General features: G+C 74.4%; 23 protein-coding genes and 1 tRNA gene. 13 read left to right on the forward strand and 11 right to left on the reverse strand.

Annotation, left to right across the window (positions count from 1 at the left end; genetic code table 11):
* Position 1 precedes the first annotated feature (1 nt).
* Together nuoN and ACOACO_RS05725 are read left to right on the forward strand one after the other, a co-directional pair.
* Entirely contained in the window at positions 2 to 1,636 is a 1,635-nt protein-coding gene (gene nuoN / locus ACOACO_RS05720; protein ID WP_420295273.1) for an NADH-quinone oxidoreductase subunit NuoN, read from the forward strand.
* Positions 1,633 to 2,649 (forward strand): polyprenyl synthetase family protein, encoded by a 1,017-nt coding sequence (locus ACOACO_RS05725; RefSeq protein WP_420295274.1) that lies wholly within the window; start codon positions 1,633 to 1,635, stop codon positions 2,647 to 2,649. The genes nuoN and ACOACO_RS05725 overlap by 4 nt, the downstream gene beginning before the upstream one ends.
* 10 nt (positions 2,650 to 2,659) lie before the next feature.
* Here the strand turns inward: ACOACO_RS05725 and ACOACO_RS05730 are convergent, their stop codons facing one another.
* The gene (locus ACOACO_RS05730; protein WP_420295275.1) at positions 2,660 to 2,974 is read right to left on the reverse strand and encodes an STAS domain-containing protein; all 315 of its coding nucleotides are present in this window, start codon (positions 2,972 to 2,974) and stop codon (positions 2,660 to 2,662) included.
* A gap of 165 nt (positions 2,975 to 3,139) precedes the next feature.
* Between ACOACO_RS05730 and ACOACO_RS05735 the strand changes: the two genes are divergently transcribed.
* Complete coding sequence (locus ACOACO_RS05735) at positions 3,140 to 3,658, forward strand: ATP-binding protein (RefSeq protein ID WP_420295276.1); 519 nt, start codon at positions 3,140 to 3,142, stop codon at positions 3,656 to 3,658.
* Between the two features lie 177 nt (positions 3,659 to 3,835).
* Here the strand turns inward: ACOACO_RS05735 and ACOACO_RS05740 are convergent, their stop codons facing one another.
* On the reverse strand, positions 3,836 to 5,980 hold the full coding sequence (locus ACOACO_RS05740) for a PhoX family protein (RefSeq protein ID WP_420295277.1): 2,145 nt from the start codon (positions 5,978 to 5,980) through the stop codon (positions 3,836 to 3,838).
* Positions 5,981 to 6,118: 138 nt separating this feature from the next.
* A complete protein-coding gene (rarD, locus tag ACOACO_RS05745; RefSeq protein WP_420295278.1) occupies positions 6,119 to 7,048 on the reverse strand; it encodes an EamA family transporter RarD in 930 nt (309 codons plus the stop codon).
* Between the two features lie 169 nt (positions 7,049 to 7,217).
* On the opposite strand from rarD, the gene ACOACO_RS05750 reads away from it, so the two are divergent.
* The 4 genes from ACOACO_RS05750 to ACOACO_RS05765 are packed head-to-tail and all read left to right on the forward strand — an operon-like array spanning position 7,218 to position 10,996.
* A complete protein-coding gene (locus tag ACOACO_RS05750; protein ID WP_420295279.1) occupies positions 7,218 to 8,249 on the forward strand; it encodes an extracellular solute-binding protein in 1,032 nt (343 codons plus the stop codon).
* A complete protein-coding gene (cysT, locus tag ACOACO_RS05755; protein ID WP_420295280.1) occupies positions 8,246 to 9,127 on the forward strand; it encodes a sulfate ABC transporter permease subunit CysT in 882 nt (293 codons plus the stop codon). The genes ACOACO_RS05750 and cysT overlap by 4 nt, the downstream gene beginning before the upstream one ends.
* Complete coding sequence (locus ACOACO_RS05760) at positions 9,120 to 9,968, forward strand: sulfate ABC transporter permease (RefSeq protein WP_420295281.1); 849 nt, start codon at positions 9,120 to 9,122, stop codon at positions 9,966 to 9,968. Before cysT ends, ACOACO_RS05760 begins: the two co-directional genes overlap by 8 nt.
* Positions 9,965 to 10,996 carry a sulfate/molybdate ABC transporter ATP-binding protein gene (locus ACOACO_RS05765; protein ID WP_420295282.1) on the forward strand — a complete coding sequence of 344 codons (1,032 nt, stop codon included), beginning with the start codon at positions 9,965 to 9,967 and terminating at the stop codon, positions 10,994 to 10,996. Before ACOACO_RS05760 ends, ACOACO_RS05765 begins: the two co-directional genes overlap by 4 nt.
* Positions 10,997 to 11,004: 8 nt before the next feature.
* Here the strand turns inward: ACOACO_RS05765 and ACOACO_RS05770 are convergent, their stop codons facing one another.
* The 4 genes from ACOACO_RS05770 to ACOACO_RS05785 all read right to left on the reverse strand — a co-directional run bounded on the left by ACOACO_RS05770 (position 11,005) and on the right by ACOACO_RS05785 (position 14,599).
* Positions 11,005 to 11,349, reverse strand: coding sequence for a DUF202 domain-containing protein (locus ACOACO_RS05770; RefSeq protein ID WP_420295283.1), 345 nt, complete (start codon positions 11,347 to 11,349; stop codon positions 11,005 to 11,007).
* Positions 11,346 to 11,705, reverse strand: a complete 360-nt coding sequence (locus ACOACO_RS05775) for a YidH family protein (protein ID WP_420295284.1) — start codon at positions 11,703 to 11,705, stop codon at positions 11,346 to 11,348. Before ACOACO_RS05775 ends, ACOACO_RS05770 begins: the two co-directional genes overlap by 4 nt.
* A gap of 26 nt (positions 11,706 to 11,731) precedes the next feature.
* Positions 11,732 to 13,906 carry a TolB family protein gene (locus tag ACOACO_RS05780; RefSeq protein ID WP_420295285.1) on the reverse strand — a complete coding sequence of 725 codons (2,175 nt, stop codon included), beginning with the start codon at positions 13,904 to 13,906 and terminating at the stop codon, positions 11,732 to 11,734.
* A gap of 201 nt (positions 13,907 to 14,107) precedes the next feature.
* The gene (locus ACOACO_RS05785) at positions 14,108 to 14,599 is read right to left on the reverse strand and encodes a YajQ family cyclic di-GMP-binding protein (protein WP_420295286.1); all 492 of its coding nucleotides are present in this window, start codon (positions 14,597 to 14,599) and stop codon (positions 14,108 to 14,110) included.
* A gap of 125 nt (positions 14,600 to 14,724) precedes the next feature.
* Here ACOACO_RS05785 and ACOACO_RS05790 point away from each other — a divergent pair.
* Positions 14,725 to 14,806: transfer RNA gene (locus tag ACOACO_RS05790), tRNA-Tyr, on the forward strand.
* A 75-nt stretch (positions 14,807 to 14,881) separates the two neighbouring features.
* Here ACOACO_RS05790 and ACOACO_RS05795 read toward each other — a convergent pair.
* From ACOACO_RS05795 to ACOACO_RS05805, 3 genes are all read right to left on the reverse strand, one after another.
* Positions 14,882 to 15,988, reverse strand: a complete 1,107-nt coding sequence (locus ACOACO_RS05795) for a VanZ family protein (RefSeq protein ID WP_420295287.1) — start codon at positions 15,986 to 15,988, stop codon at positions 14,882 to 14,884.
* A 13-nt stretch (positions 15,989 to 16,001) separates the two neighbouring features.
* Positions 16,002 to 16,979 carry a Gfo/Idh/MocA family protein gene (locus tag ACOACO_RS05800; protein WP_420295288.1) on the reverse strand — a complete coding sequence of 326 codons (978 nt, stop codon included), beginning with the start codon at positions 16,977 to 16,979 and terminating at the stop codon, positions 16,002 to 16,004.
* A gap of 103 nt (positions 16,980 to 17,082) precedes the next feature.
* Positions 17,083 to 18,693, reverse strand: coding sequence for an MXAN_6640 family putative metalloprotease (locus tag ACOACO_RS05805; RefSeq protein ID WP_420295289.1), 1,611 nt, complete (start codon positions 18,691 to 18,693; stop codon positions 17,083 to 17,085).
* Between the two features lie 179 nt (positions 18,694 to 18,872).
* On the opposite strand from ACOACO_RS05805, the gene ACOACO_RS05810 reads away from it, so the two are divergent.
* The 5 genes from ACOACO_RS05810 (at position 18,873) to ACOACO_RS05830 (ending at position 22,202) form a co-directional block, all read left to right on the forward strand.
* Positions 18,873 to 19,394, forward strand: a complete 522-nt coding sequence (locus ACOACO_RS05810; protein ID WP_420295290.1) for an EXLDI protein — start codon at positions 18,873 to 18,875, stop codon at positions 19,392 to 19,394.
* A gap of 48 nt (positions 19,395 to 19,442) precedes the next feature.
* Positions 19,443 to 20,219, forward strand: a complete 777-nt coding sequence (locus tag ACOACO_RS05815; RefSeq protein ID WP_420295291.1) for an ABC transporter ATP-binding protein — start codon at positions 19,443 to 19,445, stop codon at positions 20,217 to 20,219.
* Positions 20,216 to 21,064, forward strand: coding sequence for an ABC transporter permease (locus tag ACOACO_RS05820; protein ID WP_420295292.1), 849 nt, complete (start codon positions 20,216 to 20,218; stop codon positions 21,062 to 21,064). The genes ACOACO_RS05815 and ACOACO_RS05820 overlap by 4 nt, the downstream gene beginning before the upstream one ends.
* A gap of 75 nt (positions 21,065 to 21,139) precedes the next feature.
* Positions 21,140 to 21,742, forward strand: coding sequence for a hypothetical protein (locus ACOACO_RS05825; protein WP_420295293.1), 603 nt, complete (start codon positions 21,140 to 21,142; stop codon positions 21,740 to 21,742).
* Positions 21,743 to 21,827: 85 nt separating this feature from the next.
* The gene (locus ACOACO_RS05830; protein WP_420295294.1) at positions 21,828 to 22,202 is read left to right on the forward strand and encodes a nuclear transport factor 2 family protein; all 375 of its coding nucleotides are present in this window, start codon (positions 21,828 to 21,830) and stop codon (positions 22,200 to 22,202) included.
* 1 nt (position 22,203) lies between these two features.
* Here ACOACO_RS05830 and ACOACO_RS05835 read toward each other — a convergent pair whose 3' ends face one another.
* Positions 22,204 to 23,727 (reverse strand): PucR family transcriptional regulator, encoded by a 1,524-nt coding sequence (locus ACOACO_RS05835; protein ID WP_420295295.1) that lies wholly within the window; start codon positions 23,725 to 23,727, stop codon positions 22,204 to 22,206.
* Positions 23,728 to 23,729 lie beyond the last annotated feature (2 nt).

Raw genomic sequence — 23,729 nt, forward strand, 5'->3', positions numbered from 1 at the left:
CATGGGTGGCGAGTTCACGGCCCCGGAGTTCGCGTGGGCACAGCTGTGGCCCCTGCTCGTCGTGTTCGGCACGGCGCTGGTGGGCGTGGGCGTCGAGGCGTTCGCCCCGCGCTCGGTGCGCCGGCTCCTCCAGGCCGGCCTCGCCGGCGCGGGTCTGCTGGCGGCCCTCGTCGGCACGATCGTCGTCGGCGCCGACCTCACCGAGCGGGGCGACGGCGCCGCCCGGGGCGAGGTGACGGCCGCGGGCGCGGTCGTCGTCGACGGCCCGACGGTCTTCCTGTGGGGCCTCCTCGTCGTGGTGGCCGCCGGCGGGCTGCTGCTCTTCGCCGAGCGCCGCGTCGACGCCGGCCTGCCGGTCTTCGCGGGCCAGGCCTCGGTGCCGCCCGGTGCCTCCGCCTCGCCCGCCGGGGGAGCGGGCGACGCGGGCGGCGCGGCGGGGGAGGCCCCGTCGTACGAGCGGTGGGAGCACACCGAGGTCTACCCGCTGCTGGTCTTCGCGCTCGCCGGGATGATGCTGTTCGCCGCGGCCGGCGACCTGCTGACGATGTTCGTGGCCCTCGAGGTCCTCTCGCTGCCGCTCTACCTGCTCTGCGGCCTGGCCCGGCGCCGGCGCCTGCTGAGCCAGGAGGCGGCGATGAAGTACTTCCTCCTCGGCGCCTACTCCTCGGGCTTCTTCGTCTACGGCGCGGCGCTGCTCTACGGGTACGCCGGCACCCTCTCGCTCGCGGGCATCGCGGCGTCGGTGCGCGCGGGCACCGGCCCGGAGGTGCTGCTGCTGGCCGGCACGGCGCTCGTGCTCGTCGGCCTGTTCTTCAAGGTCGGCGCCGTGCCCTTCCACGCGTGGACGCCGGACGTCTACCAGGGCGCCCCGACGGCGGTCACGGCCTTCATGGCGGCGGCCACGAAGATCGCCGCGTTCGGCGCGATCCTGCGCCTGCTGCACGTCGGTCTCGGCGACGCCCGCTGGAACTGGACGCCGCTGCTGTGGGTCGTCTCGATCCTCACGATGGTCGCGGGCGTCGTGCTCGCCGTGGGACAGACCGAGGTCAAGCGGCTGCTGGCCTACTCCTCGATCGCCCACACCGGCTTCCTGCTGACCGGCGTGCTCGGCCTGCGCGCGGCCGGCGACCTCGGCGAGGGCCAGGTCAGCTCGCTGCAGGCGGTGTTGTTCTACCTCGCGACGTACGGCGTCGCCACGGTCGGCATCTTCGCCGTCACGACGCTCGTGCGCGACCCCGGTGGGGAGGCGGGCGACGTCGCCCGCTGGGCGGGCCTGGGACGCACGTCGCCGCTGGTCGCCGGGACCTTCGCGGTGTTCCTGCTGAGCCTGGCCGGCATTCCGCTCACGGCCGGCTTCGTCGGCAAGTGGTCGGTCTTCGCGGTCGCCGCGAGCGCGGGGGCCTGGCCGGTGGTCGCGGTGGCGGTGACCTGCAGCATCGTCGCGGTCTACTTCTACGTGCGCCACATCGTGGTGATGTTCTTCGCCGACCCGCCGGCGGACCCGCCGGCCGTGGTCGTCCCGTCCCCGGCGACCTCCGTCACCATCGGCCTCGCGCTCGTCGCGACGGTCGCGCTCGGGGTGGTCCCGGGCCCGCTGCTCGACCTCGCGGGGCATGCGGGATCATTCCTCAGGTGAGCCCCATCGCAGCCGGCCTGGCCCTCCCCGTCACCGACGCCGCCCTGGCGGACCGGCTGCGCGAGCGCCTGGCCGTGATCGAGGAGGCCCTGGCCGAGCACGTGCAGGGCTCGGCGCCCTTCGTCAGCGAGGCCGCCGCCCACCTCATGTCGGCCGGCGGCAAGCGCTTCCGGCCGCTGCTCGTGCTGCTGGCCGCCGAGGTCGGGGAGCGTCCCGACGCGCCCGAGGTCGAGACCGCCGCGTGCGTCGTCGAGCTCACCCACCTGGCGTCGCTCTACCACGACGACGTGATGGACGAGGCGCTGCTGCGCCGCGGCGCCGACTCCGCCAACGCGCGGTGGAGCAACCACGTCGCGATCCTCACCGGCGACTTCCTCTTCGGCCGCTCCTCGGAGCTGACGGCCGACCTGGGGCCCGAGGCGGTGCGCATCCAGGCGCGCACGTTCTCCCGGCTCGTCGAGGGCCAGATCCTCGAGACGGTGCCGCCCGCCCCGGGCGAGGACGCGGTGGCGCACCACCTCGCCGTCGTCGCCGGCAAGACCGGCTCGCTCATCGCCACCTCCGCGCGGTACGGCGCCATGTTCTCCGGCGCCTCCCCGGAGGTCGTCGAGGCGCTGGGGGCGTACGGCGAGATCGTCGGCTCGGCGTTCCAGCTCTCCGACGACATCCTCGACATCGCCTCGGACTCCGTGGAGTCGGGCAAGACACCGGGCACCGACCTCAAGGAGGGCGTGCCGACGCTGCCGGTCCTCTACGTGCAGGCCGCGCAGGACCCGGCCGACGCGCGCCTGCGCGAGCTGCTCGACCCGGCGGTCAGCGACCTGGCCCACGACGACGCGCTGCACGCCGAGGCGCTGGAGCTGCTGCGTGCCCACCCGGCGCTGGCCCGCGCGCGGGGGTACGTCGTGGCGATGGCCGAGGAGGCGAAGGCCCACCTGACGGTGCTGCCGGAGGGCCCGGTGCGCGAGGCGCTCGAGGCGTTCGCCGACGTCGTGGCGACCCGCTCGGCCTGAGGGCCGGGGATCAGCCGGGCTGCTCGCACTCCACGCCGGTCACGGTCAGCACGCGGTGGGCGATGGAGCCCTCGACCGCGACGACCCGGATCTGGGTGCCGTGGGCGCGGGCCCGGCGCCGCAGCGCGACCAGCGTGCCGATGCCCAGGCTGGGGAAGAACTGGGCGGCGGAGAGGTCCAGGGTGATGGAGGTGCGGAGGTCGTCGGACGCGCTCATGATGGCGGCGTCCAGCTTCTCGACGTCGCGGAAGTCGTAGACGCCGCCGACGATGGTGACCGTCGACGTGGCGGCGTCGAACGTCGACGCGAACTCGATCTCCTGCACGACGACCCACCCTAACGACCCTGTCGCGACGCGTCACCCGGGGCCCAGCCGGCGGACGGGCGGCGGACGGACGCCGGACGGGCGCCGGCCGGACGCCGGACTGCTTGGTCGGCGCCCCGGCGAGGGCTAGGCTCGTGGCTCGTCGTCTGCACCGGGGAGGCCCGTGTGACCGCTCCCCCCGTCGATGCAGGCGGTGCCCGGGAAGTGCCCGCCGGCGACCTGACGGTCTTCGACGCGGAGCTGCCGTTCACCGAGCGCACGACGTACTGGGCGAGGGTGCTGCTGCGCAACCAGCTGCACGCCCACGAGGCCCGCCGCAGCCTGGTCGAGGACGCGACGCTCATCATCCACGAGCTGGTCAGCAACTGCATGGACCACGGCTACCCCTGCCCCAACGAGACGCTGCGGGTGGGCTGGCGGCTGAGCCCCGAGGCGCTCGAGCTGCACGTCACCGACTGCGGCCCCGACCCCCGCTGCCCCCAGTGCCACCCCGGTGGTGCTGTCGCCGCCTCCGGCGCGAGCAGTGCCGACGGCGGGCGGGGACCCCACGTCGTGCCCCGCGACGCGGCGTACGACGAGCAGCGCGGCCGCGGCCTCCTCCTCGTCGAGGCGCTCAGCGACCACTGGGAGGTGGAGTCGACGGAGCGCTCCACCACCGTGCGCGTGAGCATCTCCCGCGCCTGAGCGTGGTCTCGAGGGGTTGCCGGAGCAACCCACCTCGACCACCGGCCGCCGGGCGGCAACCCACCTCGACCACCGAGGCGCCCCCACGACGCGGACGGGCCGCCGCCGGACCGGCGGGACGAGGCGCGTCCCGGGGGTCCGACGGCGGCCCGTCGGTCGTGGTGCGGGTGCTGCGGGTCAGACCTTCCAGGTCACGACCACCGCGGGGCGGGGGTAGCGGTTGGTGTGCGGCCACAGGCCCGCGGGCTCGGTGAACGTGCCGCCCTCACCCGGGTGCTGCACCGCGACCCACACGCAGCGGTCGCCGTGCGTGATGAGCGGGCCGCAGGCCTCGGCGCCGAGCGGCGTCGTGAGGAACTGCTGCGTGGCGCCGCGGTAGGGACCGTCGACGAACACGCGGAAGATGCCGTCGTTCGAGCCCAGCGCGTTGCCGTCGGTGGAGACCCACAGGTTGCCGGCCGAGTCGAAGGCGACGTTGTCCGGGCAGCTGATCGGGCTGACGCGGCTCTTCGGGAAGCCCGCGAAGTAGGTCTCCGGGGCCTCGGGGTCGCCGCAGACGAGCAGCAGGCGCCACGTGAACGCGCCGCCCGTGTGGGAGCCGGTGGCCTCCATCTCGAGCACGTACCCGTTGCGGTTGCCGCTCGCCGGCTGCAACGGGGCGTCGAGCGAGGGGCGCACCATCGACGTGCCGACCGGGTTGGCCTCGTCGACGGGGAAGCGCGAACCGCGGTTGGAGTTGTTGGTGAGCGCGACGTACACGCGGCCGTTGACGAGGTTGGGCTCCACGTCCTCGGGACGGTCCATCTTGGTCGGGTTGACCGTGTCCGCGGCGAGGCGGGTGTCGATGAGGACGTCCGCGACGCTCCAGCCGGGCACGTAGCTGCGGTTGTCGCTCGTCAGCGGGATCCACTCGCCGGTGCCGTCCCACTGGTTGTCGGCCGTGCCGTCGCCCGTGAGGCGGGCCACGAAGAGCGTGCCCTTGGTGAGGAGGGTCTTGTTCTTCGCGCGGGCGGCGTTCGTGGTGGCGGGGTCGTAGCGCCCCTCGGAGACGAACTTGTACAGGTAGTCGCCCCGCTCGTCGTCGCCCATGTAGACCACGACGCGGCCGTTGCGCTCGACGTACACGTTCGCGCCCTCGTGCTTGAAGCGGCCGAGCATCGTGTGCTTGACCGGCGCGGCGTCGGGCCACAGCGGGTCGACCTCGACGATCCAGCCGAAGCGGTTGGGCTCGTTCGGCTCCTTGGCCAGGTCGAAGCGGTCCCAGGTGAGGTGCCAGCCGCGGCTGCCCTCGGCGGAGATGCCGTAGCGCGCGAACGCCGTCGCGCGGTCGGCCGGGATCTCGCCGGTGGTGCCGAAGTACTGGTTGAAGTTCTCCTCGCCCGACAGCACCGTGCCCCACGGCGTCGTGCCGCCGGCGCAGTTGTTGAGCGTGCCGAGGATCGTCATGCCCTCGGGGTCCTCGGTGGTGCGCAGGCGCTCGTGGCCGGCGACCGGGCCGGTGACCGCGAACGGCGTCTCGCCGGTGATCCGCTTGTTGTACGGCGAGCGGTCGGCGCTGGGCGCCCAGTTGCCGTGGCTGGTCGAGCGGCGCTCGATCGCCATGACGCTCATGCCGTGGGAGGCGATCGCGATGCGACGCTGCTCCTCCTCGGTGTACACGCCCGGCGGGAACATCAGCTCCTCGTTCGTGTACTCGTGGTTGGCGACGAGCAGCGCCTTCGTCTGCGTGATGTTGAGGACGCCGACGTAGTCGTTGTTGTAGCCGAACTGCTGGGCGGCGGCCTCGGCGGTCTGCTTGTAGACGTCGAAGCGCGGCGCGCCCGGGGCGACCGGGTCGCCCCACGCGGCGACGACGACGGCGCCGTACCCGCGGGGCACGGTCAGCGCGTCCCGCTTGTTCGGGGGCACGACGGCGAAGGCGTCGTTCGAGACCATCTTGCCGCGCACGGCGCCGGCCGTGCTGCCGCCGGCGTCCCAGCGGTTGTCGGCCGCGGCGGCGGCACCGGCGGTGCCGAGCACCACGGCGCCGGCACCGGCGGCGGCGGCACCGCCGAGGAGGGTGCGGCGCTTGATCGCCTTGGTGATGACGTCCTGGACGTGCTCGTTGTCCGTCGTGTTCGGCACGGGCTTGTCGCACGCGTTGCCGCAGCGGTAGAAGCACGTGGCCCAGCTGCGCGAGCCGTGGGGACCGCCCTGCCGCCGCCACAGCGGCAGGGTGCGTCGGCCGGCGGGCGCGGTCGGGGAGGTCGCGGTGGTGCCTGCGTCGGCGGCGCCGTCGCAGCAGGCGGGGGCGGAGGCGGGCTCCGAGAGGTGCTGCGTCATGGGGGCTGGTCGCTCCTCTGTCACAGGACGCCGCGTCCGTCGCGACGCCGTCCGGCGCAACCTAGGAGGGCGCGCGTGCGCAGCGGCGAACCCCAGGTGGAGCCCGGGTGAACGCCCCGGTGCCACCGGGATCAGGGCTCAGGTGGCGGTGCTGGCCCGGGTCGCGAGCCGCAGCTGTCGGCGCCGGTGCGTCACCATCTCGGCGGTGAACAGGGCGAGGGCGACCCACACCAGCACGAACCCGATCCACCGCGTCGCCGGCATGTGCTCGCCGAAGTAGGTGAGCGCCAGCACGAACTGGAACGTCGGCGCCAGGTACTGCAGCAGGCCCAGCGCGACCATCGGCACCCGCGTGGCGGCGCCGCCGAAGAGGATCAGCGGGACCGCGGTGATGATGCCGCTGGCCGCGAAGACCACCGCGTGGCCCGTGCCCTGGGTGCCGAACACGAGGCCGCCCGTGGCGGCCAGCCACGCGACGTACGCCGCGGCCAGCGGGGCGAGCAGCGTCGTCTCCACCGCGAGGCTCTCGACGGCGCCGACGTCGGCGGTCTTCTTGACCAGCCCGTAGGTGCCGAAGCTGAAGGCCAGCAACAGCGCGACCCAGGGCAGCCGGCCGTAGTCGAGAGTCAGCACGACCACGGCGACCGCCGCGACCCCGACGGCCACCCACTGCGCCCGCCGCAGGCGCTCCCCGAGCAGCAGGACGCCCATCATCACGGTGACGAGCGGGTTCACGAAGTAGCCCAGCGACACCTCGAGCACCCGTCCGGTGCTCACGCCGAAGATGAACATGCCCCAGTTCACGCTGATGGTGAGCGCCGCGACGGTCAGCAGCACGAGCAGCCGCCGGGAGCGCAGCAGGGCCCGCAGCTGCGTCGTACGCCGGAGCAGCACCACGAGCAGCCCCATGACGACCGTCGACCAGAGCACGCGCTGGGCCAGGATCTCGGCGGGCCCGGCCGGCTCGAGGAGGGGGAAGTAGAGCGGGAAGACGCCCCACAGGGTGTAGGCGCCCACGCCCATCGCGAGGCCCGCTCCCGCGCGGGAGGCGGGAGGGGTCGAGGTCACCGGCCGATGGTAGGCGCGCTCCCTACCGCACCCCGCACCCGCCCGGCGGGGCATCCACCCACCGGACATTCCCGACATAGGCACCAAAGATTCCTAATCTTCTCGACATTGTCCGGTCCGACCCGCCCGAGAGGGTCGGTCCGCCCGCCCGTCGAGAGGTGTCATCCAGATGTCCCCGCACTCCACCACCCGCCGCACGCTCCTCGTCGGCACGCTCGCCACGTCGCTCGCCGTGACGCTCGCGTCGTGCGCCAGCGCGTCCGGCGGCGGCGGCGACGACCGCCCGCTGTTCGTCGTGGGATTCGCCGTGCCCGAGGCCGCCAACGAGGCCATCGAGGCCAGGTTCGTCGAGACCCCCGAGGGCGAGGGCGTCACCTTCTCGGGCTCGTACGGCGCGTCCGGCGACCAGAGCCGCAAGGTTGTCGACGGGGCCGACGCCGACTACGTGCACTTCTCGCTCGAGGGCGACGTGACCCGCCTGGTCGACGCCGGGATCGTGGCGGAGGACTGGAACCGGAACGAGACGCGGGGGATCGTGTCGGACTCCGTCGTCGTCCTGGTGGTGCCGGAGGGCAACCCCGACGGCATCCGGGGCTGGGACGACCTGACCCGCGACGACGTCCGCATCATCACGCCCGACCCGGACTCCTCGGGCTCCGCGCGCTGGAACATCCTCGGCGCCTACGGCCACGCGATCACGGAGCGCGGCAGCGAGGAGGAGGCGGCGGCGTACCTGACCGACGTCTTCGGCAACGTCGCCCAGTGGGCCGGAAGCGGCCGCGAGGCCACGGAGGCCTTCGACCAGGGCATCGGCAACGTGCTCATCAGCTACGAGAACGAGGCGATCCTGGCCCGCCAGGAGGGCAAGCCCTACGACTACGTCGTGCCGGACACCACCCTGCTCATCGAGAACCCGGGCGTCGTCACCGTGGACGCGCACCCGGCGGCGCAGGACTGGCTCGACTTCGTGCTCTCGACCGAGGGCCAGACCGAGTTCGTGAGGAAGGGCTTCCGCCCCGTGGTCGACGGCGTCGAGGGCATCGAGGTCGAGGGCGCCAACGACCCGTCCGACCCGTTCCCGACCCCAGAGAACCTGCTGACGATCGCCGACGACTTCGGCGGCTGGCGCGCGGTCGACGAGAAGTTCTTCGCCGACGGGGCCCTCGTGCAGCAGCTGCGCCGGGCGGCGTCGCAGCGGTGAGCACGCCCACCCTCACGGCCGCCGCGCCGGGCTCCGGCCCGGCCGGTGGCCCCGGTGCCTCCCGGCCCGGGCGCCGCCGCCCGCGGGCCGTCGAGGCCCTGACCCCGGCGGCCGGCCTGGGCCTGGGCGTCGCGATGCTCTGGTTCAGCCTGCTCGTCCTACTGCCGCTGGCGGCCGTGGTCGTCACGGCGCTCGAGGGCGGCTGGGGCACGTTCGTGGACGTCATCGCGGAGCCCGACACCCGCGCGGCTCTCCTCCTCACCATCGCGGAGGCCCTCGGCGTCGCCGCGGTCAACGTCGTGGTGGGCACGGTCATCGCCTGGGTGCTGGTGCGCGACGACTTCCCCGGCAAGCGGGTGCTCGAGGTCGTCATCGACGTGCCGTTCGCGCTGCCCACCATCGTCGCCGGCCTGGTGCTGCTGAGCCTCTACGGGCCGCAGGGGCCGATCGGCGTGAACGTCGTGGGCACCCGCCAGGGCATCTTCCTCGCCCTGCTCTTCGTCACGCTGCCGTTCGTGGTGCGCACCGTGCAGCCGGTGCTCATCGAGCTGGACGCCGACGTCGAGGAGGCCGCCGCCTCCCTCGGCGCGTCGCCCGCCACGATCCTGCGCCGCATCGTGCTCCCCAGCCTCGCGCCGGCGATCACGGCGGGGGCGTCGCTCGCCTTCGCCCGGGCGATCAGCGAGTTCGGCTCACTCGTGCTCATCGCCGGCAACGTGCCGGGGGAGACCGAGGTGGCGTCGCTGCGGATCCTCAAGTTCATCGAGGGCGACCGCTACGCGAGCGCCGCCGCCGTGGCGTTCATCCTGCTCCTGGTCTCGGCGCTGGTGATCGCGACGCTCGACGTCGTGTCCCGACGGGTGGCCCGCCGTGGCTGAGTCGACCCTGACGCGCCGCGGCCGCCGGGGGCCGCTCACCTACGTGCTGCGCGTGCTCGTGCTCGTCTACCTGCTGCTGCTCGTCGCGTGGCCCGTCTCGCTCGTCGCGCAGCGGGCGCTCTTCCCGGTCGGCGACCCGGGCGGCCTCGGGCCGTTCCTCGAGCGCCTCACCGAGCCGTCGACGGTCTACGCGTTCAACCTGACGCTGACCGTGGCCTTCTGGGCCGTGCTGGCCAACACGCTGTTCGGCGTCGGCATCTCCCTGCTGCTCGTGCGCTACCGCTTCTGGGGCCGCCGGGCGCTCTCGGTGCTGGTGGACCTGCCGCTCAGCGTCTCGCCCGTCGTCGTGGGCCTGGCGCTCGTGCTGGCCTACAGCTCCACCCGCGGCTGGTTCGGCGGCGCGCTGGAGTCGGTCGGGGTGCAGGTCATCTTCTCGACGCCCGGCCTGATCCTGGCCACCGCGTTCGTCAGCCTGCCGCTGGTGGTGCGCGAGGTCGTGCCGGTGCTCGAGGAGATCGGCACCGACGCCGAGCAGGCCGCCCGCAGCCTCGGCGCGAACGGCCGGCAGACCTTCTGGCGCATCACGCTGCCGTCCATCAAGTGGGCGGTGCTGTACGGCGTCGTGCTCACCGCGGCGCGCTCCCTCGGCGAGTTCGGCGCGGTCAAGATCGTCAGCCAGGGCGCCGAGCTCAACGGCGAGACGGCGACGCTGCTCGTGCAGAACGAGTACGGAGCCTTCAACGAGCCCGCGGCGTACGCCGTCGCCCTGGTGCTCGTCCTCATCTCGATCATCGCCCTGGTGGTGGTCACCTACCTGCGACCGAAGGAGGACCGCGCATGAGCATCGAGGTCCGCGGCATCAGCAAGCACTACGGGGACTTCGTCGCGCTCGGCGACGTCGACCTCTCGATCCCCACCGGGCGGCTCACCGCGCTGCTCGGGCCCTCGGGCGGCGGCAAGTCCACGCTGCTGCGCATCATCGCGGGCCTCGAGGTCGCCGACGCCGGCACCGTCGAGATCGAGGGTGTCGACGCGACCCGGCTGCCGCCGCAGCGTCGCGACGTCGGCTTCGTCTTCCAGCACTACGCGGCCTTCAAGCACATGACGGTGGCCAAGAACGTGGCCTTCGGCCTGGAGATCCGCAAGCGGCCCAAGAAGGACGTGCGGGCGAAGGTGCAGGAGCTGCTCGAGCTCGTGCACCTCGAGCAGTTCGCCGACCGCCTGCCGTCCCAGCTCTCGGGCGGGCAGCGCCAGCGCATGGCCCTGGCCCGCGCCCTCGCGGTCGAGCCGAAGGTGCTGCTGCTCGACGAGCCGTTCGGCGCCCTCGATGCGAAGGTCCGCAAGGAGCTGCGCGACTGGCTGCGCCGCCTGCACGACGAGGTGCACGTGACGACCGTGTTCGTGACGCACGACCAGGAGGAGGCCCTCGAGGTCGCCGACGAGATCGTCGTCATCAACCACGGCCGCATCGAGCAGGTCGGGTCGCCCGAGGACCTCTACGACGAGCCGGCCAACGAGTTCGTCATGGGCTTCCTCGGCGACGTCACCACCCTCGACGGCCACCTCGTCCGCCCGCACGACGTGCAGGTCCACACCTCGCCCGATCGCGGCGGAGTGCCCGGCACGGTCGTGCGCGCGTTGCGGATCGGCTTCGAGGTGCGCCTCTTCGTGCGCCCCGAGGGCGCCGCCGACGAGGGGAGCGACGTGGTCGTGACCCTCACCCGCACCTTCGCCCGCGCCCTCGGGCTCGACGTCGGCACCCCCGTGTGGCTGGAGCCGGAGCAGGGCGCGCGCGTCGTGCCGGTACGCCGTACCCCGGCCGGCGCGCTCGACGGCGACGACGCCGGACGGGAGGGCGTGCTCGTGTGAGGGGTGCGTCAGCGGGTCACGACGGCGGCGAGCTCGACCGCGCCGAGCACGAGCACCGCCCCGCTCACCAGGAGGGGGGCGGTGCCGTCGCGGCGGTGCACGGGGCGGCGCAGCACACGGGCGGAGGCCAGCAGGGCGACCGCGGCGAGGGCGGCGACGAGCGCCCCGACGACGGCCAGGACGCCGAGGTCGCCGTACGACAGCCGGCCCACCACGGCGGCCGCCACGACGAGGGCGAGGGCGGTGCGCTGCCAGGCGAGGGCGGTGCGCTCGGGGGCGGCCGAGTCGTCCCGGTACGCCGTGGGCGAGCCGTAGCCGGGTCCCGCGGCGGCGTCGTCGCGACCGCTGCTCACCGCAGCGAGACCAGCACGAGCACCGCGGCCACCAGCACGCCCAGCGCCAGCAGCGCGCCCAGGGGCGAGCTGGGCAGCGGGGCGGAGCGGCGCAGCGCCCGCTCGACGCGGGCCCAGCGCACCCAGCCCCCGAGCGCGCAGACCACGCCGAGGCCGACCAGCACGACGGCCAGGGGCAGCCGCACCTGCTCGGCCAGGCCCAGGTCCACGGCGTCGACCGCGACGCCGGAGGCGACGAGGGCCAGCGCGGTGCGGATCCAGGCGAGGAAGGTGCGCTCGTTGGCCAGGGTGAAGCGCGGGTCGGGCTCGGTGCCCGCGCCGTACACCTGGCGGGGCCAGCGGCGGTCGGCGCTCATGGCGCCACCGTAGCGAGCCGGGTCGCTCAGCGCCTGCCGAGGCGGTCCCACAGGTAGGTGCGGGTGTCCTGCCAAGGCTGCGCCGGGGCCAGCAGGTTCGTCGCCGAGCTCGACAGGACCGCGAACCGGCCGTCGGCCGACAGCGCGACGGGGAACGACGGGGCGTCGCCGCCCGCGCCGCCCGAGGCCCGCTGCGACAGCAGGGTCACGGCGTAGTCGGCGAGGTCGAGGAGGTAGGCGTCGTCGACGGCGCCGTCGGTCGCGGGGTGCTGGTTCGGTGCGGCCGCGCCCCACGCGACGTGCCGGCCGTCGGCGGACAGCACCGGGTTGCTGGCGGGGCCGTCGCCCGGCGCGCCGCCGGAGCCCGAGAGCCGGCGCACGCCGTCGGCGCCCTGCACCCACAGGTAGACCTGCCAGTGGCCGCCGGCCGGGCCCGAGCCGACCAGGCTCGCCGAGTCCGAGACGAAGGCGACGCGGGTGCCGTCGGCGGAGATCGACGGGCTGGTGCTCCAGCCGTCGCCCGAGGTGGCGCGCCGCGAGAGGCGGCTGACGGGGGTGCCGGCGTCGCGCGACCACAAGAACACGTCGGGCGCGCTGTCGGTGTCGTCCCTCGTCATGCCGTCGTGGGCCGAGGTGAAGGCGACCCGGGAGCCGTCGGCGCTGATGGACGGGTCGGTGCCGTCGGCCCCGGTGTCGCTGTCGGCGGCCGCGGTGGCCGTTCGCGCCTGCCCCGTGGTGCGGTCGAGCACGCTGATGCCGCGGTTGGTCATGGCCCCCGTGGCGGTGTCGAGGGCGTGGCGCTCGAACGCGACGTACCGGCCGTCGTGGCTGAGGTCGGCGGCGGTCGAGGCGCCGGCGCCCCCGCCGAGCGGCAGGGTCGTGGCGACGCCCGTGGCGCGCTCCCACACGACGACGCGGGGCGTGCCGGGCGACTCAGTGGTCGACCACGAGGTGTAGGCGACCGTGCTGCCGTCGCCCGAGATGGCCGGCGCGTCGGCCGGCTGGTCGCCGGCGCGGGCTGGCTGGCCGGGGACGTGGGAGACGAGGCGGCGGGCGCCGCTCACGGTGTCGAGGAGCACGACGTCGAGCCCGCCGTTGAGGTCCTGCGCCGAGATCGGCGCGCCCTCGAGGTGCACGACCCAGCGGCCGTCGGCGGACACGTCGCCCGTGCCGCCCCAGCCCTGGGCGGCGGTCAGGCCGCGCATCGCGGCGCCGGGCGCGGGGCCCGTGCCGGGACCCGGGTCGGTGCCGGGCGCGGTGATCGCGAGGGGGAACGTGGCCGACGCGGTCGTGCCGTCGTCGGCGGTGAAGGTGACCGCGACGTCGCTGGTCCCCTCGGCCGTCGGGGTGCCGGTGATCCGACCGTAGGCGGCCTCGAGGGCCAGGCCCGCGGGCAGCCCGGTCGCCGACCACGAGCCCGGACGGGGCGCGGCGAGGGTGAGCGTGGCGTCGTACCCCGCCCCGACCTGGCCCGGCGGCAGGCTGGTCGTCGCGATGCGCGGCGCCTCGGCGGCGGGCGGCACCGGCGCGGCGGTGACGGGCACCCGCGACGGCGGGCTCATGAGGGTGCGGTGGGCGCTCGTGGGCGGTACGGCGACGCGCACCGTCGTGGTGGCGCCGGCGGTGCGGTAGAAGCGGAAGAAGCCCGCGCTCGTGACCTGGCCCTGGGCGACGGTGGTCCAGGTGTCGGCGCGGTGCTCCTGGAGGTGCACGGGGCCGCCGGACACCGGCAGGTGCCCGGTGACCGTGTAGACGGCGCCCTCGGCGACCGGCGTCGGGGTGATGCGGGGGACGCCGGTAGCCGCGACCTCGGGCGAGGTGGTCCACCGGCCGCCGTCGTTGACGACGGCGCGGTAGCGGGTGATGCCCACCCGCGGCGTGGCGCGGAAGTCGGCGGCGGCGTCGCGACCCAGCACCTGCGAGGTCAGCGACGTCCAGCGGGCCGTGGGGGAGAAGGTCTCGAGCCCCTGCAGCGTCACCTTGGCGTTCGCGCCGACGCTCGCGGTGCGCACGGCCACGGTGACCGGGTCGCCGGAGAGCACCGCGCGGGGCGTGGCGCTCACCGCGACGCGCGGGAGCTGGGCCGCGTCGCTCGGGACGGTCGCGAGCGTCGTGCCCAGCGCGACCGCGGCCACCAGGGTCAGCGCAGCGCGGCGCCGACGGGGCGCGGGCACGGGCGTGCCGGGGACAGGGCTGGACATGGGTCACCTCCGAGCAGGGCGGACGCCCGCCGGAGGAGACCTTCGGCTCGGGGGTGGGGGACCTGAGGGGTTTTCCGGGGGGTGGCGGGTTCCCCGGTGCACCGGGGAACCCGCCACTTCCGGTGCCAAGATTCCCACCGGAAGTGGCGGGTTCGGCGCCGACCGTCGCGCCGGGCGCTCAGGGCCCGCGCCCGCCGCCGCTCAGCGGTAGTTGGTGAACTGCACCGCGAAGTCGTAGTCCTGCTCCTTGACGAGCGCCTGCACGGCCTGGAGGTCGTCGCGCTTCTTCGACGACACGCGCAGCTCGTCGCCCTGGATCTGCGCCTTCACGCCCTTGGGGCCCTCGTCGCGGATGAGCTTCGAGATCTTCTTCGCGTCCTCGGAGCTGATGCCCTCCTTCAGCGTGATGCCGATCTTGGAGGTCTGGCCCGACTGGCGCGGCTCGGACGCGTCGAGCACCTTCAGCGACACGTTGCGCTTGATGAGCTTGCCCTTGAAGACGTCGAGCACGGCGGTGGCGCGGTCGTCGGCGGACGCGGTGATCTCGATGACCTCGTCGCCCTTCCACTCGATGGCGGCGCCGGTGCCCTTGAAGTCGTACCGCGTCGCGATCTCCTTCGCGGTCTGGCCGAGCGCGTTGTCGACCTCCTGGCGGTCGAGCTTGCTGACGATGTCGAACGACGAGTCGGCCATGGTTCTCCTGCTCCTGGGGTGGTGCGGTCGGTACGGCGCGCGCTCGCGGCGGTTTCCGCGCTCGCGAGGGCGTGCGCTATTGTTTCGTGCTGTTGTCGCCCGGCCAAGTCGGGAGGCACGAGCATGGCGGGTTGCCCGAGCGGCCAATGGGAGCGGACTGTAAATCCGTCGGCGTAGCCTTCGAAGGTTCGAATCCTTCACCCGCCACGCGAACGAGGAACGGCCCCTGGCCTGCGGAGACGCAGACCGGGGGCCGTTCTGGTTCCCGCGGGGACGACGCGCTCAGGCCGGCGGTCGCGCGCGGTCGTCGGCGAACCGGGCGCCGGTGAGCACCCCGGACAGGCCCCGCTGGTGCGTGAGCGGCACGGCGACGAGGGCCGCGACGAGGAGCAGGTTGGCCGCCGTCCCGGCGACGGACCCGGTGGTCGTGCCGTCCTGCCAGCGGGCGAGGAAGAGCACGAGCGCGTAGGTGCCGCCGACCGCGGCCGCCCGGGCCAGGCGTCGCGCCGGCGACGGCCGCTCCCACACGGGCACCAGCCGCGCCGCCCGCTGCCCCAGGGAGGCGCCGCTCCCGCCGAGCGCCGGGAGGAGGAACACGACGACCGCCGGCACCAGGGTGGAGAGCCCCTCCTCGACCCACGTCTGCCCCGCGGGCAGCTCCCCGGTCGTGGCCAGGACCGCCAGGCGGTAGGTGACGAGCAGGGCGGCGCCGAGGGCGTGGTACGCCGCGAGGTCGAGCGCCATGCCCAGCCAGCGGCGGGCGGTGGTGACGGGCCGGGGCAGGCGGCGGGTGTCGTCGAAGGAGTGCGGGCGCGGCATCCACCACAGCACGAGCGGCGCCACGAGGGCACCGACGAGGGCGCCGAGGGTGTTGGCGATGAGGTCGTCGACGTCGCCCACCCGGTAGGCGCAGTCGTACAGCCCCCACACCCCGGTGACCTGCGTGGTCTCGATCGCCAGCGACGCGAGCAGGCCGGTGCCGGTCGCGACGGCCACAGAGCGCCCCCAGTAGCCCCGCAGCATCACTCCCCACGGCACGAAGAGCACCACGTTGAACAGCACCTGCAGCGTCGCCCGGTTGCCCAGCACCGCGAGCGGACCGGTGCCGGCCGTGGCGTCGGCGATGTCGGAGACGAAGTGGAAGGGGCGCCACTCGGTGCCGGCCGGCGAGGTGTCGCACCAGTCCCCGCGGGTGGCCGGCAGCGGCAGGAGGGTGTAGGCGACGACGGCGGTGCCGTAGACGCTGACGGCCGAGGCGCCGAGCACGCGGCGCGGCGTGAACTGCCCGTAGCGCCGGTACTGGAACGCCAGGATCGGCACCAGCAGCAGTGCGAAGGCGAACCCGCCCAGCAGGACCGCGACGTACGCCGGCCAGGTCCACTCGTGCACGGCCGGCCCCCGCTCAGCCGGGGAAGGTCACGCCGAGCCGGCCGCGCAGGTCGTCCATCTGCGCCATCAGCGTCAGGGTCTGCTCGTGGGGCACCAGCGGGCTCTCGAGGAGCCCGGCCGCGAGGCAGCGGCCGACCTCGACGATCTCGTTGCCGTAGCCCGCCCCGATCACCGGCTCCTCGCCCTCGATCGTCACCGGGTCGCCCTCGATCGGGTGGAAGACCGCGCGCGCCGGGTGGTGGAAGGGCGGTTCGAGCTCGACGAGGCCGCGGTCGGTGGCGATGCGGCCCGAGCGCTCGGACCACGACGTCATCGAGGCGGTCATCGTGGCCAGGGCGCCGCCGGGGTAGCGCCCCGTGACCGCGCAGTCGAGGTCGATGCCCCGGTCGGACAGGGTGGCGACGCCGGTCAGCTCCTCGGCCTCGCCGAGCGCCAGGTGGGCCAGCGTCAGCGGGTAGATCCCCATGTCGAGCAGCGCGCTCGCCCCCAGCGCCGGGTCGAGCAGGCGGTCGTCGGGGTCGGCGTCCACGACGAAGCCGAGCTCGGCGTGCAGGTGGCGCGGGGTGCCGAGCTCGCCGGCCCGCAGCCGCCGGGCCACCTCCCGGACCACGGGGTGCGTCGCCATCCACATGGCCTCCATGAAGAAGAGGCCCCGCTCGGTCGCGAGCGCGATCATCTCCTCGGCGTCGGCCCGGTCGAGCGCGACCGGCTTCTCGCAGAGCACGTGCTTGCCGGCCTCGAGGGCGAGCCGCACGTGGGCGAGGTGCAGCGCGTGGGGGGACGCGACGTACACGACGTCGACCTCCTCGTCGGCGACCAGGGCCTCGTACGACGCGTGCGCGCGGGCGATGCCGAACTCCGTCGCGAACGCGGCCGCGCTCTCGGCCCGCCGGGAGCCGACGGCGACCGCCTGCGCGTCCGGGACGAGGGCCAGGTCGCGCGCGAAGCTCCGCGCGATCTTGCCGGTGGCGAGGATCCCCCAGTTGACCATGCGGCCGAGCCTAGCGGCGGTGTCGCTCGGGACCCGGCGCACGACGGGGGCGCACGACGGGGGCGCCCGACGGCCGTGGCCGCGGACGCCCCCGTCGGGTGCCTCAGTAGCGCTGGATCCGCGCGTTCCAGATGACCCGCACGCCGTCGTCGACGGGCGTGCCGCTGCACGCGCGCTCGGTCTCGAGACCGCACCGCATGCGCGACGACGCGTTCGCGAGGGTCAGGTACACGCGGCTGACCGCGGGGCTCACGGGCACGACCACCGCGTTGGTGCCACCGTTCATCCGCACGGGGATCCGCTGCGTCCGACCGTTCGACTGGAAGACCGTCACGTAGGCGCCCGGGGTCGTGGCCGACGGAGGAGTCGAGAACTGCAGCACGAGCCGGTGCCGGTTGCCGTCGTTCAGACGCCAGGGGTCGATCCGGTAGGAGGCGGTGGTCTGCTGCGGGATCGTCACCTCCATCGAGTTCCGGACCGATCCAGGCGCCATGCGGAACGGCACCGAGTTCCGCGGCGGCGTCGACGGGTAGGCGGCCCCGTCGGGGTAGAACGTGTGGGGCAGGTGGTTCGCCGCGGCGAAGCCGGCGTACTCCTGTCCGTACTCGCCGCGGGCCCCCGCGGTGTCACGGCTGTAGTACAGCGCGAACTTCAGGGCGAGCAGCGAGTGGTAGTCGGTTCCCGTGGCGCCTGCGGCTGCTTCCCACGTGGTCCGGACGATCCGGAAGCCGTACCGCTTCGTCAAGTACTCGAAGAAGACCCAGTTCCCGTAGGAGTTCTCACCGAACTCGTCCATCGGGATCCGGGGATCGCCGAGCTGCCCGGCCGGCAGGTACTGCTGGTTGTCGTTCACGCTCGGCGCGTACTGCTCCTCCATCCACGTGGCGGTGGCCTCGTAGAGCCAGGCGTCCTCGTGGACGTCGTAGTTGAACTGGACGGCGTGGAAGAACTCGTGCGCCGCAGTGACCTTCAGGCTGTCGAGCGGACTGCGCTGGTAGCCGACGTAGTCGTTGTCGAGCACGCAGTAGCTCGTCGCGCGCATCCCGGCCGCGTCGGCCTGCTCCTCAGGGGCGCAGTACCCGTAGAGGTCCTGCGACGTCAGCTCCGTCAGGTAGACGTCGAACTTCGAGCTGCCGCCGCGGGTCCCGTCGGCGGCGGGTCCCCGGAAGAGCTGGGTGCGGGTCTCGAAGTCCCACACGCTCTGCATCGTCTTCAGGGTCTGGTAGGCCCAGGCGTCGGTGGCAGCACCCTCGCCCACCTTCACGTAGTGCACGCAGACGTTGGCGCTGCACCCCGTCGACACGGGGGCGCCCGCCGGGTACCCGTCGCCGCCAGGGTCCGCCGCGCCGTCGGTGGGCCGCGCCAGGATGCGCTCGGCCGCGTCGAGGTCGCCCCCACCGAGTCGGGGCTTGGCGCGGTACAGGTCGCGGAGGGCGAGGGTCGGGGACTCCGCGGCGCCGGTCGCCGGCAGCGCCTGCAGGTCGCCGTCGACCGCGGCCCGGGCGCGGATCAGCGTCCGGGCCGCCTGGTCCGCGGTGATGTCGTCCGGGTCGGACGGCAGGGGCACCGGGTCGTCGGTGCCCGCGGTGGCGGAGGCCGGAGCGAGCCGGCTGTCGGCCGGCTCGGCTGCAACGGGATGGGCCGGCAGGACGCCCATGGCGGCCACGCTGACGACGACGGCGGCCAGGCTCCAGGGCCGAGCGCGCTTGAGCATGTGGTTCTCCTCGTGCTTCGTGCACCCGCGAGCGCGGGCGACGGCCAACCCTAAGGAGCGCCGCGGGTGGTGTCCGACGATCTGCGGAGACCTCGGCACAGCGCACGGGGAGGTCTAGTCAACCTCTGGTGCTATACGTACATGTATGCGTATGCTTCTGCTGTGTCTACGATGCGTCGGTGCCCAACAAGACGATCTACGTCTCCGACGCCGACCTGCCCGTCTACCAGCGCGCGCAGGAGCTCACCGGCGGCAACCTCTCGGCCGCCATCGCCAAGGCGCTGCGGCGTCTCGTCGAGGTGGAGGAGGGACGCCTCGAGGGGTTCGAGGAGATCAGTGTCCGAGTCGGTGTCGGCGCCACGAAGGTGCAGCGCTTCCAAGGCGTGCTGCTCGTCGAGTGGAGCCGGGTCACCGGGGGCGTCGAGGAGCGCTTCCGGGTGTTCCGCACGCGCTCCGGCCGCTTCGCCGTCCACGTCGCCCGCCCCAAGGGCTTCGTGCACACCGCGGGCAAGGCCGGTGAGCTGACCGGCTGGCGCAAGCACTTCGCCTCCGAGCAGCAGTGGGGGGAGACCGCCGCCTCCGCCGTCCTCGAGGTCTTCGAGACCGCCGAGGAGCTGCAGGCGGCACTGCCGGCCGAGCTGGCCGAGCTGGTGGGGGCGTTCGCCACCACCGAACCCGAGGTCGAGGACCTCGACATCTGACGCCCCGACGTTGCCGGGGCGTCCCCGGCAACGCTTCGAGGAGCGCGCATGTCCACCAGTCCCGTCCCGGCGATCGAGGTCGCCGGGCTCCGCAAGACCTACCGCGACCAGGCCGTCCTCCACGGCCTCGACCTCACCGTGCCCGCGGGCACCGTGACGGCGCTGCTGGGGCCCAACGGCGCCGGCAAGACCACGACCGTCTCCATCCTGTCGACCCTGCTGCCCGCCGACGGCGGCACCGCCCGCGTGCTGGGCCACGACGTCGCCCAGGACCCGCAGGCCGTGCGCCGCCTCATCGGGGTGACGGGCCAGCTGTCCGCCGTCGACCCCCTGCTGACCGTCACCGAGAACCTCCGGCTGGTCGCCGACCTGTTCCACCTGCCCCGGGCTGAGGGACGGCGTCGTACGACGGAGCTCGTCGACCGCTTCGGGCTCGGCGAGGCCGCCCGGCAGCGGGCGCAGCGGCTCTCGGGCGGCATGCGCCGCAAGCTCGACCTCGCGATGACGCTCGTCGGCGACCCCCGGGTCGTGTTCCTCGACGAGCCCACGACCGGTCTGGACCCCCGCGCCCGGCGCGACCTGTGGGACCAGGTGCGCGCCCTCGTGGCGTCCGGGGTCAGCGTCCTGCTGACCACGCAGTACCTCGACGAGGCCGACCAGCTCGCCGACCGCGTCGCCGTGCTGCACGACGGGCGGCTCGTCGCCCACGACACCCCGGCGGGCCTCAAGGAGGCCCACGCGGCCGGCTCGCTCGACGACGTCTTCCTCGCCCTCACCGCCCCGGCCACCTCGGGGACCCTCACCACCCCGGAGGCCCGCTCATGACCACCGCCACGCCCGCCGCGGCTCCCGCCGTACCCCTGACGCGTCCGGGGTGGCTGCTCGACGCCCGCGACGTCGTCACCATGACGCGGCGCAGCCTGCTGCGGATGGCCCGCTACCCGTCGCTGACGGTGCTGATCGTCGCCATGCCCGTCGTGCTCCTGCTGGTGTTCGTCTACGTCTTCGGCGGTGCCGTCGGTGCCGGCGTCGTGCCCGGAGCGGTGCCCGGGGCCTCGGGCCGGGAGGCGTACCTCGACTACATCACTCCCGGCATCCTCGCGATGACCGGCGCGAGCATCGCCCAGTCGACCTCGATCAGCGTGGCGATGGACATGTCGGACGGCGTCGTCACGCGGTTGCGGACGATGCCCGTCGCGCCGCTGGCCGTGTTCGGCGGCCACGTCGTTGCGGCCGTCGTGCAGACGATGCTCGCGGCGGGAGCGGTGCTCGGTGTCGCCGTGCTGCTGGGCTTCCGCCCGGGCGCGGGCCCGGTGGACTGGCTGCTGCTCCTGGGGTTCGCCACCCTCGTCGCCCTCATGCTGACGTGGCTGAGCGCGGCGATGGGTGCCGCGGCGCCCACGGTCGAGTCGGCGTCGAACACGCCGATGGTGCTCCTGCTCCTGCCGTTCCTCAGCAGCGGCTTCGTGCCCGTCGAGACGATGCCGGGCCCGGTGCGGTTCTTCGCGGAGAACCAGCCGTTCACCCCGATCATCGAGACCCTGCGCGGCCTGCTGTCCGGGGAGGCCGTCGACGCCACGACGGCTGGCGCCGCGGTCGCCTGGTGCGTCGGGCTCGGCGCGGTCGGGTGGCTGTGGGCACGCTCGGCGTACCGCCGACCCCGCGTGTGACGTTCCGGCCCCGGGGAGCGGCGTCCGTGCCACGATGAGCGCCGCCGGTCGCCCGACCGGGGAGCGGGGGCCGCGGTGGTGACGTCGGGAGCGGCGACGACGACGGCCGCGACGGGCGCGGGTCGCGGGAACCGGACGCGGGTGCTCCAGGTGGCCTACCTGTACGTCGCGCTCCTGGCGGCGACGCACGCCGTGCTCGTGCTGTCGTTCCGCGCCCGGGTCGAGGAGCTCCTCGACGGTGAGCCGGGGGTGGTGATCTGGATCGGGGGCCCCGACCTCCCCCTCGAGCCGCGCCTGGCGCTCGTCGGGGCCGCCGTCGTCGTGGTCGCCACGGTGCTCGCCGTCCGCACGTTGCCGGTGCCGGCCGTCGTGGCCAGTGCCGCCCTGCTCGTCCCCCTGCTGGGGGTCGTGCCGCCGGGTCCCTGGGCCACGGGGCGACCTGTGGCGGGGTCGTCCGAGGTGACCGCCGGGGGGTGGGCGCCGTACGTGGAACCGCTCGCCGCGGACGCCGCCGCGATCGTCGTGGCGCTGCTGCTCGTCGCGCTCGTGACGGTGCGGCGTCGTACGGGGGAGCGGGGCTCGACCCGTACGACGGTGCTCACCGCCGCCGCGCTCGCCGCGGTGACGGCGATGGTCGTGGGCACGGCGCTCCTCGAGCGGCTGCGGTGGCTGCTCTGACGGCGACGCCGGGACGGGACGGCCCCGCCAGGTGCGCCGCCACGGAGCGGGTCGGGCGCGTTCCCGGCTGGCTACCGTGGCGGGCATGACGGACATGACGCTGGACGGACTGCTCGCGCTCGAACGGCGCGGGTGGGACGCCCTGTGCGACGCGACGGGCGGGGCGTTCTACCGCGACCTGATGACCCCTGACGCGCTGATGGTGCTGGTCGACGGCCACGTGCTCGACCGCGAGGCGGTGGCGGCCTCCCTGGACGGCGCGCCGCCGTGGTCGTCGTACGAGCTCACCGAGGCCCGCACCATCCCGGCCGGGGACGGTGCGGTCGCCCTGGTCTACCGGGCCACCGCCCGGCGCGCCGGCGCCGACGAGCCGTTCGTGGCGGTGATGACGAGCCTCTACCGCCTCGTCGACGGGCGGCCCCGACTGGCGCTCTACCAGCAGACGACGGCCACGCACTGAGCTAGAACGCCGCCTGCGGGTCGAGCCCGGTGCGCAGCCGCCACGCGGTGAGCGCCAGCGTGAGGCCCGCCCGGTGCTCGGGGTCGTCGAGGCTGACGCCGAGGAGGCGCTCGACGCGCTCGAGGCGCGCGTAGAGGGACTGGCGGCGGATGCCGAGCGCCTGCGCGGTGGCGGCCTTCGACAGGGCGTGGCGCAGGTAGGCATCGAGGGTGCGCAGCAGGGCGGAGCCGTGGGACCGGTCCGCGTCGACGAGCGGGCCGAGCTGCTCGGCGACGAAGGCCGCCACCTCGTCGGGGCTGGTCACGGAGGCGAGCAGCCGCTGCACCCCGAGGTCCCGCGCGAGCACGGCGCCGCCCGGGCTGCCGTGGCGGCGGGCCAGCCGCAGGAGGTCACGGGCCTGCTCGAGGCGGGGCGCCAGGGTGGTGAGGTCGTCGGTCGGCGAGGTCGCGGCCAGCAGGACGGAGCCGGGGCACCCCAGGTGTCGTCCCACCTCGTCGGCGGCCTCCGCCAGGTGGCGCCGTACGGTGCGGGCCTCCCACGACGGCGGCAGCCGGGTGACGGTGACGACGTGCGTGCCGACGACCCCGGCCACCGCGGGGGCGGGCGCGGCGTGCTCGCGGAGCGCGGCGAGCAGGTCGGTGGGGGCGACGCCGGGCCCGGCGTCGAGGGCCGTGGTGGCGACGAGGTCGCCGGGCGCGACGCGGAGCCCGGCGTGGGTGAGACGGGTGGCGACGTCGCTCGCGGAGACCAGCACGCCGGCGTGGAGGTCGCTGATGGTGGCCTGCTCCGCGGAGGAGTGCTGCCCGGGGCCGGGGTGGCGGGCCAGCTCGAGCGCGACCGCGACGGCGGCCTCCGCCGCGACGCGGCGGGTCAGCGACGTGGGCGGGGCGAGGAGCACGAGCGTCGCGCGGGCCCCGCGCCGCCCGGTCACCGGCGCGGTCGTGCGCTCGTCGGGGGAGCGGACCGTGCGGATCCGGCTGCGCTCGACCAGCCGCCCGCCCAGGTCGTGCACCTCGGCCTGGCAGCCGGCGGCCCGCGCGACCTCGTCGAGCAGGGCGCGCAGCCCGGCGGCCGAGAGCACGAGGTCGACGAAGCGCCGGGGGATCGCGCCCCCGCCGCCGTCGGGGTCCGAGCGGCGCTGCAGCACCAGCTCGTGGAAGTCCTCGACGTGCCGCTCGAAGGGCACGACGGCGCCGAACACGAGCAGCACGAGCCCCCGCTCCCGGGCGCGGCGCACGAGCGGCTCCGGCACGTCGAGGAACGACCGGCCCAGCTCGAGGCCGAGGGCGACGCACCCGGCGTCGGCGAGCTGGTCGACGTACGCCGCGAGCTGCGCGTCGGTGCGTCCGTGCAGCCCGAGGCCGGTGGTGAGGAGCACCTCGCCGCCCTCGAGCAGGGCACCCATCTCGTAGACCTCCGAGGAGTGCACCCACCGCACCTCGGCGCCCGCGACGTCGCCGGCCAGCACCGTGGGGACGGCCGCGCGGAAGGCGGGCAGGGCCAGCACGTCGCTCAGCGGGACCACCC

Source organism: Nocardioides sp. CPCC 205120 (assembly GCF_048654585.1).
Lineage (GTDB): Bacteria > Actinomycetota > Actinomycetes > Propionibacteriales > Nocardioidaceae > Nocardioides.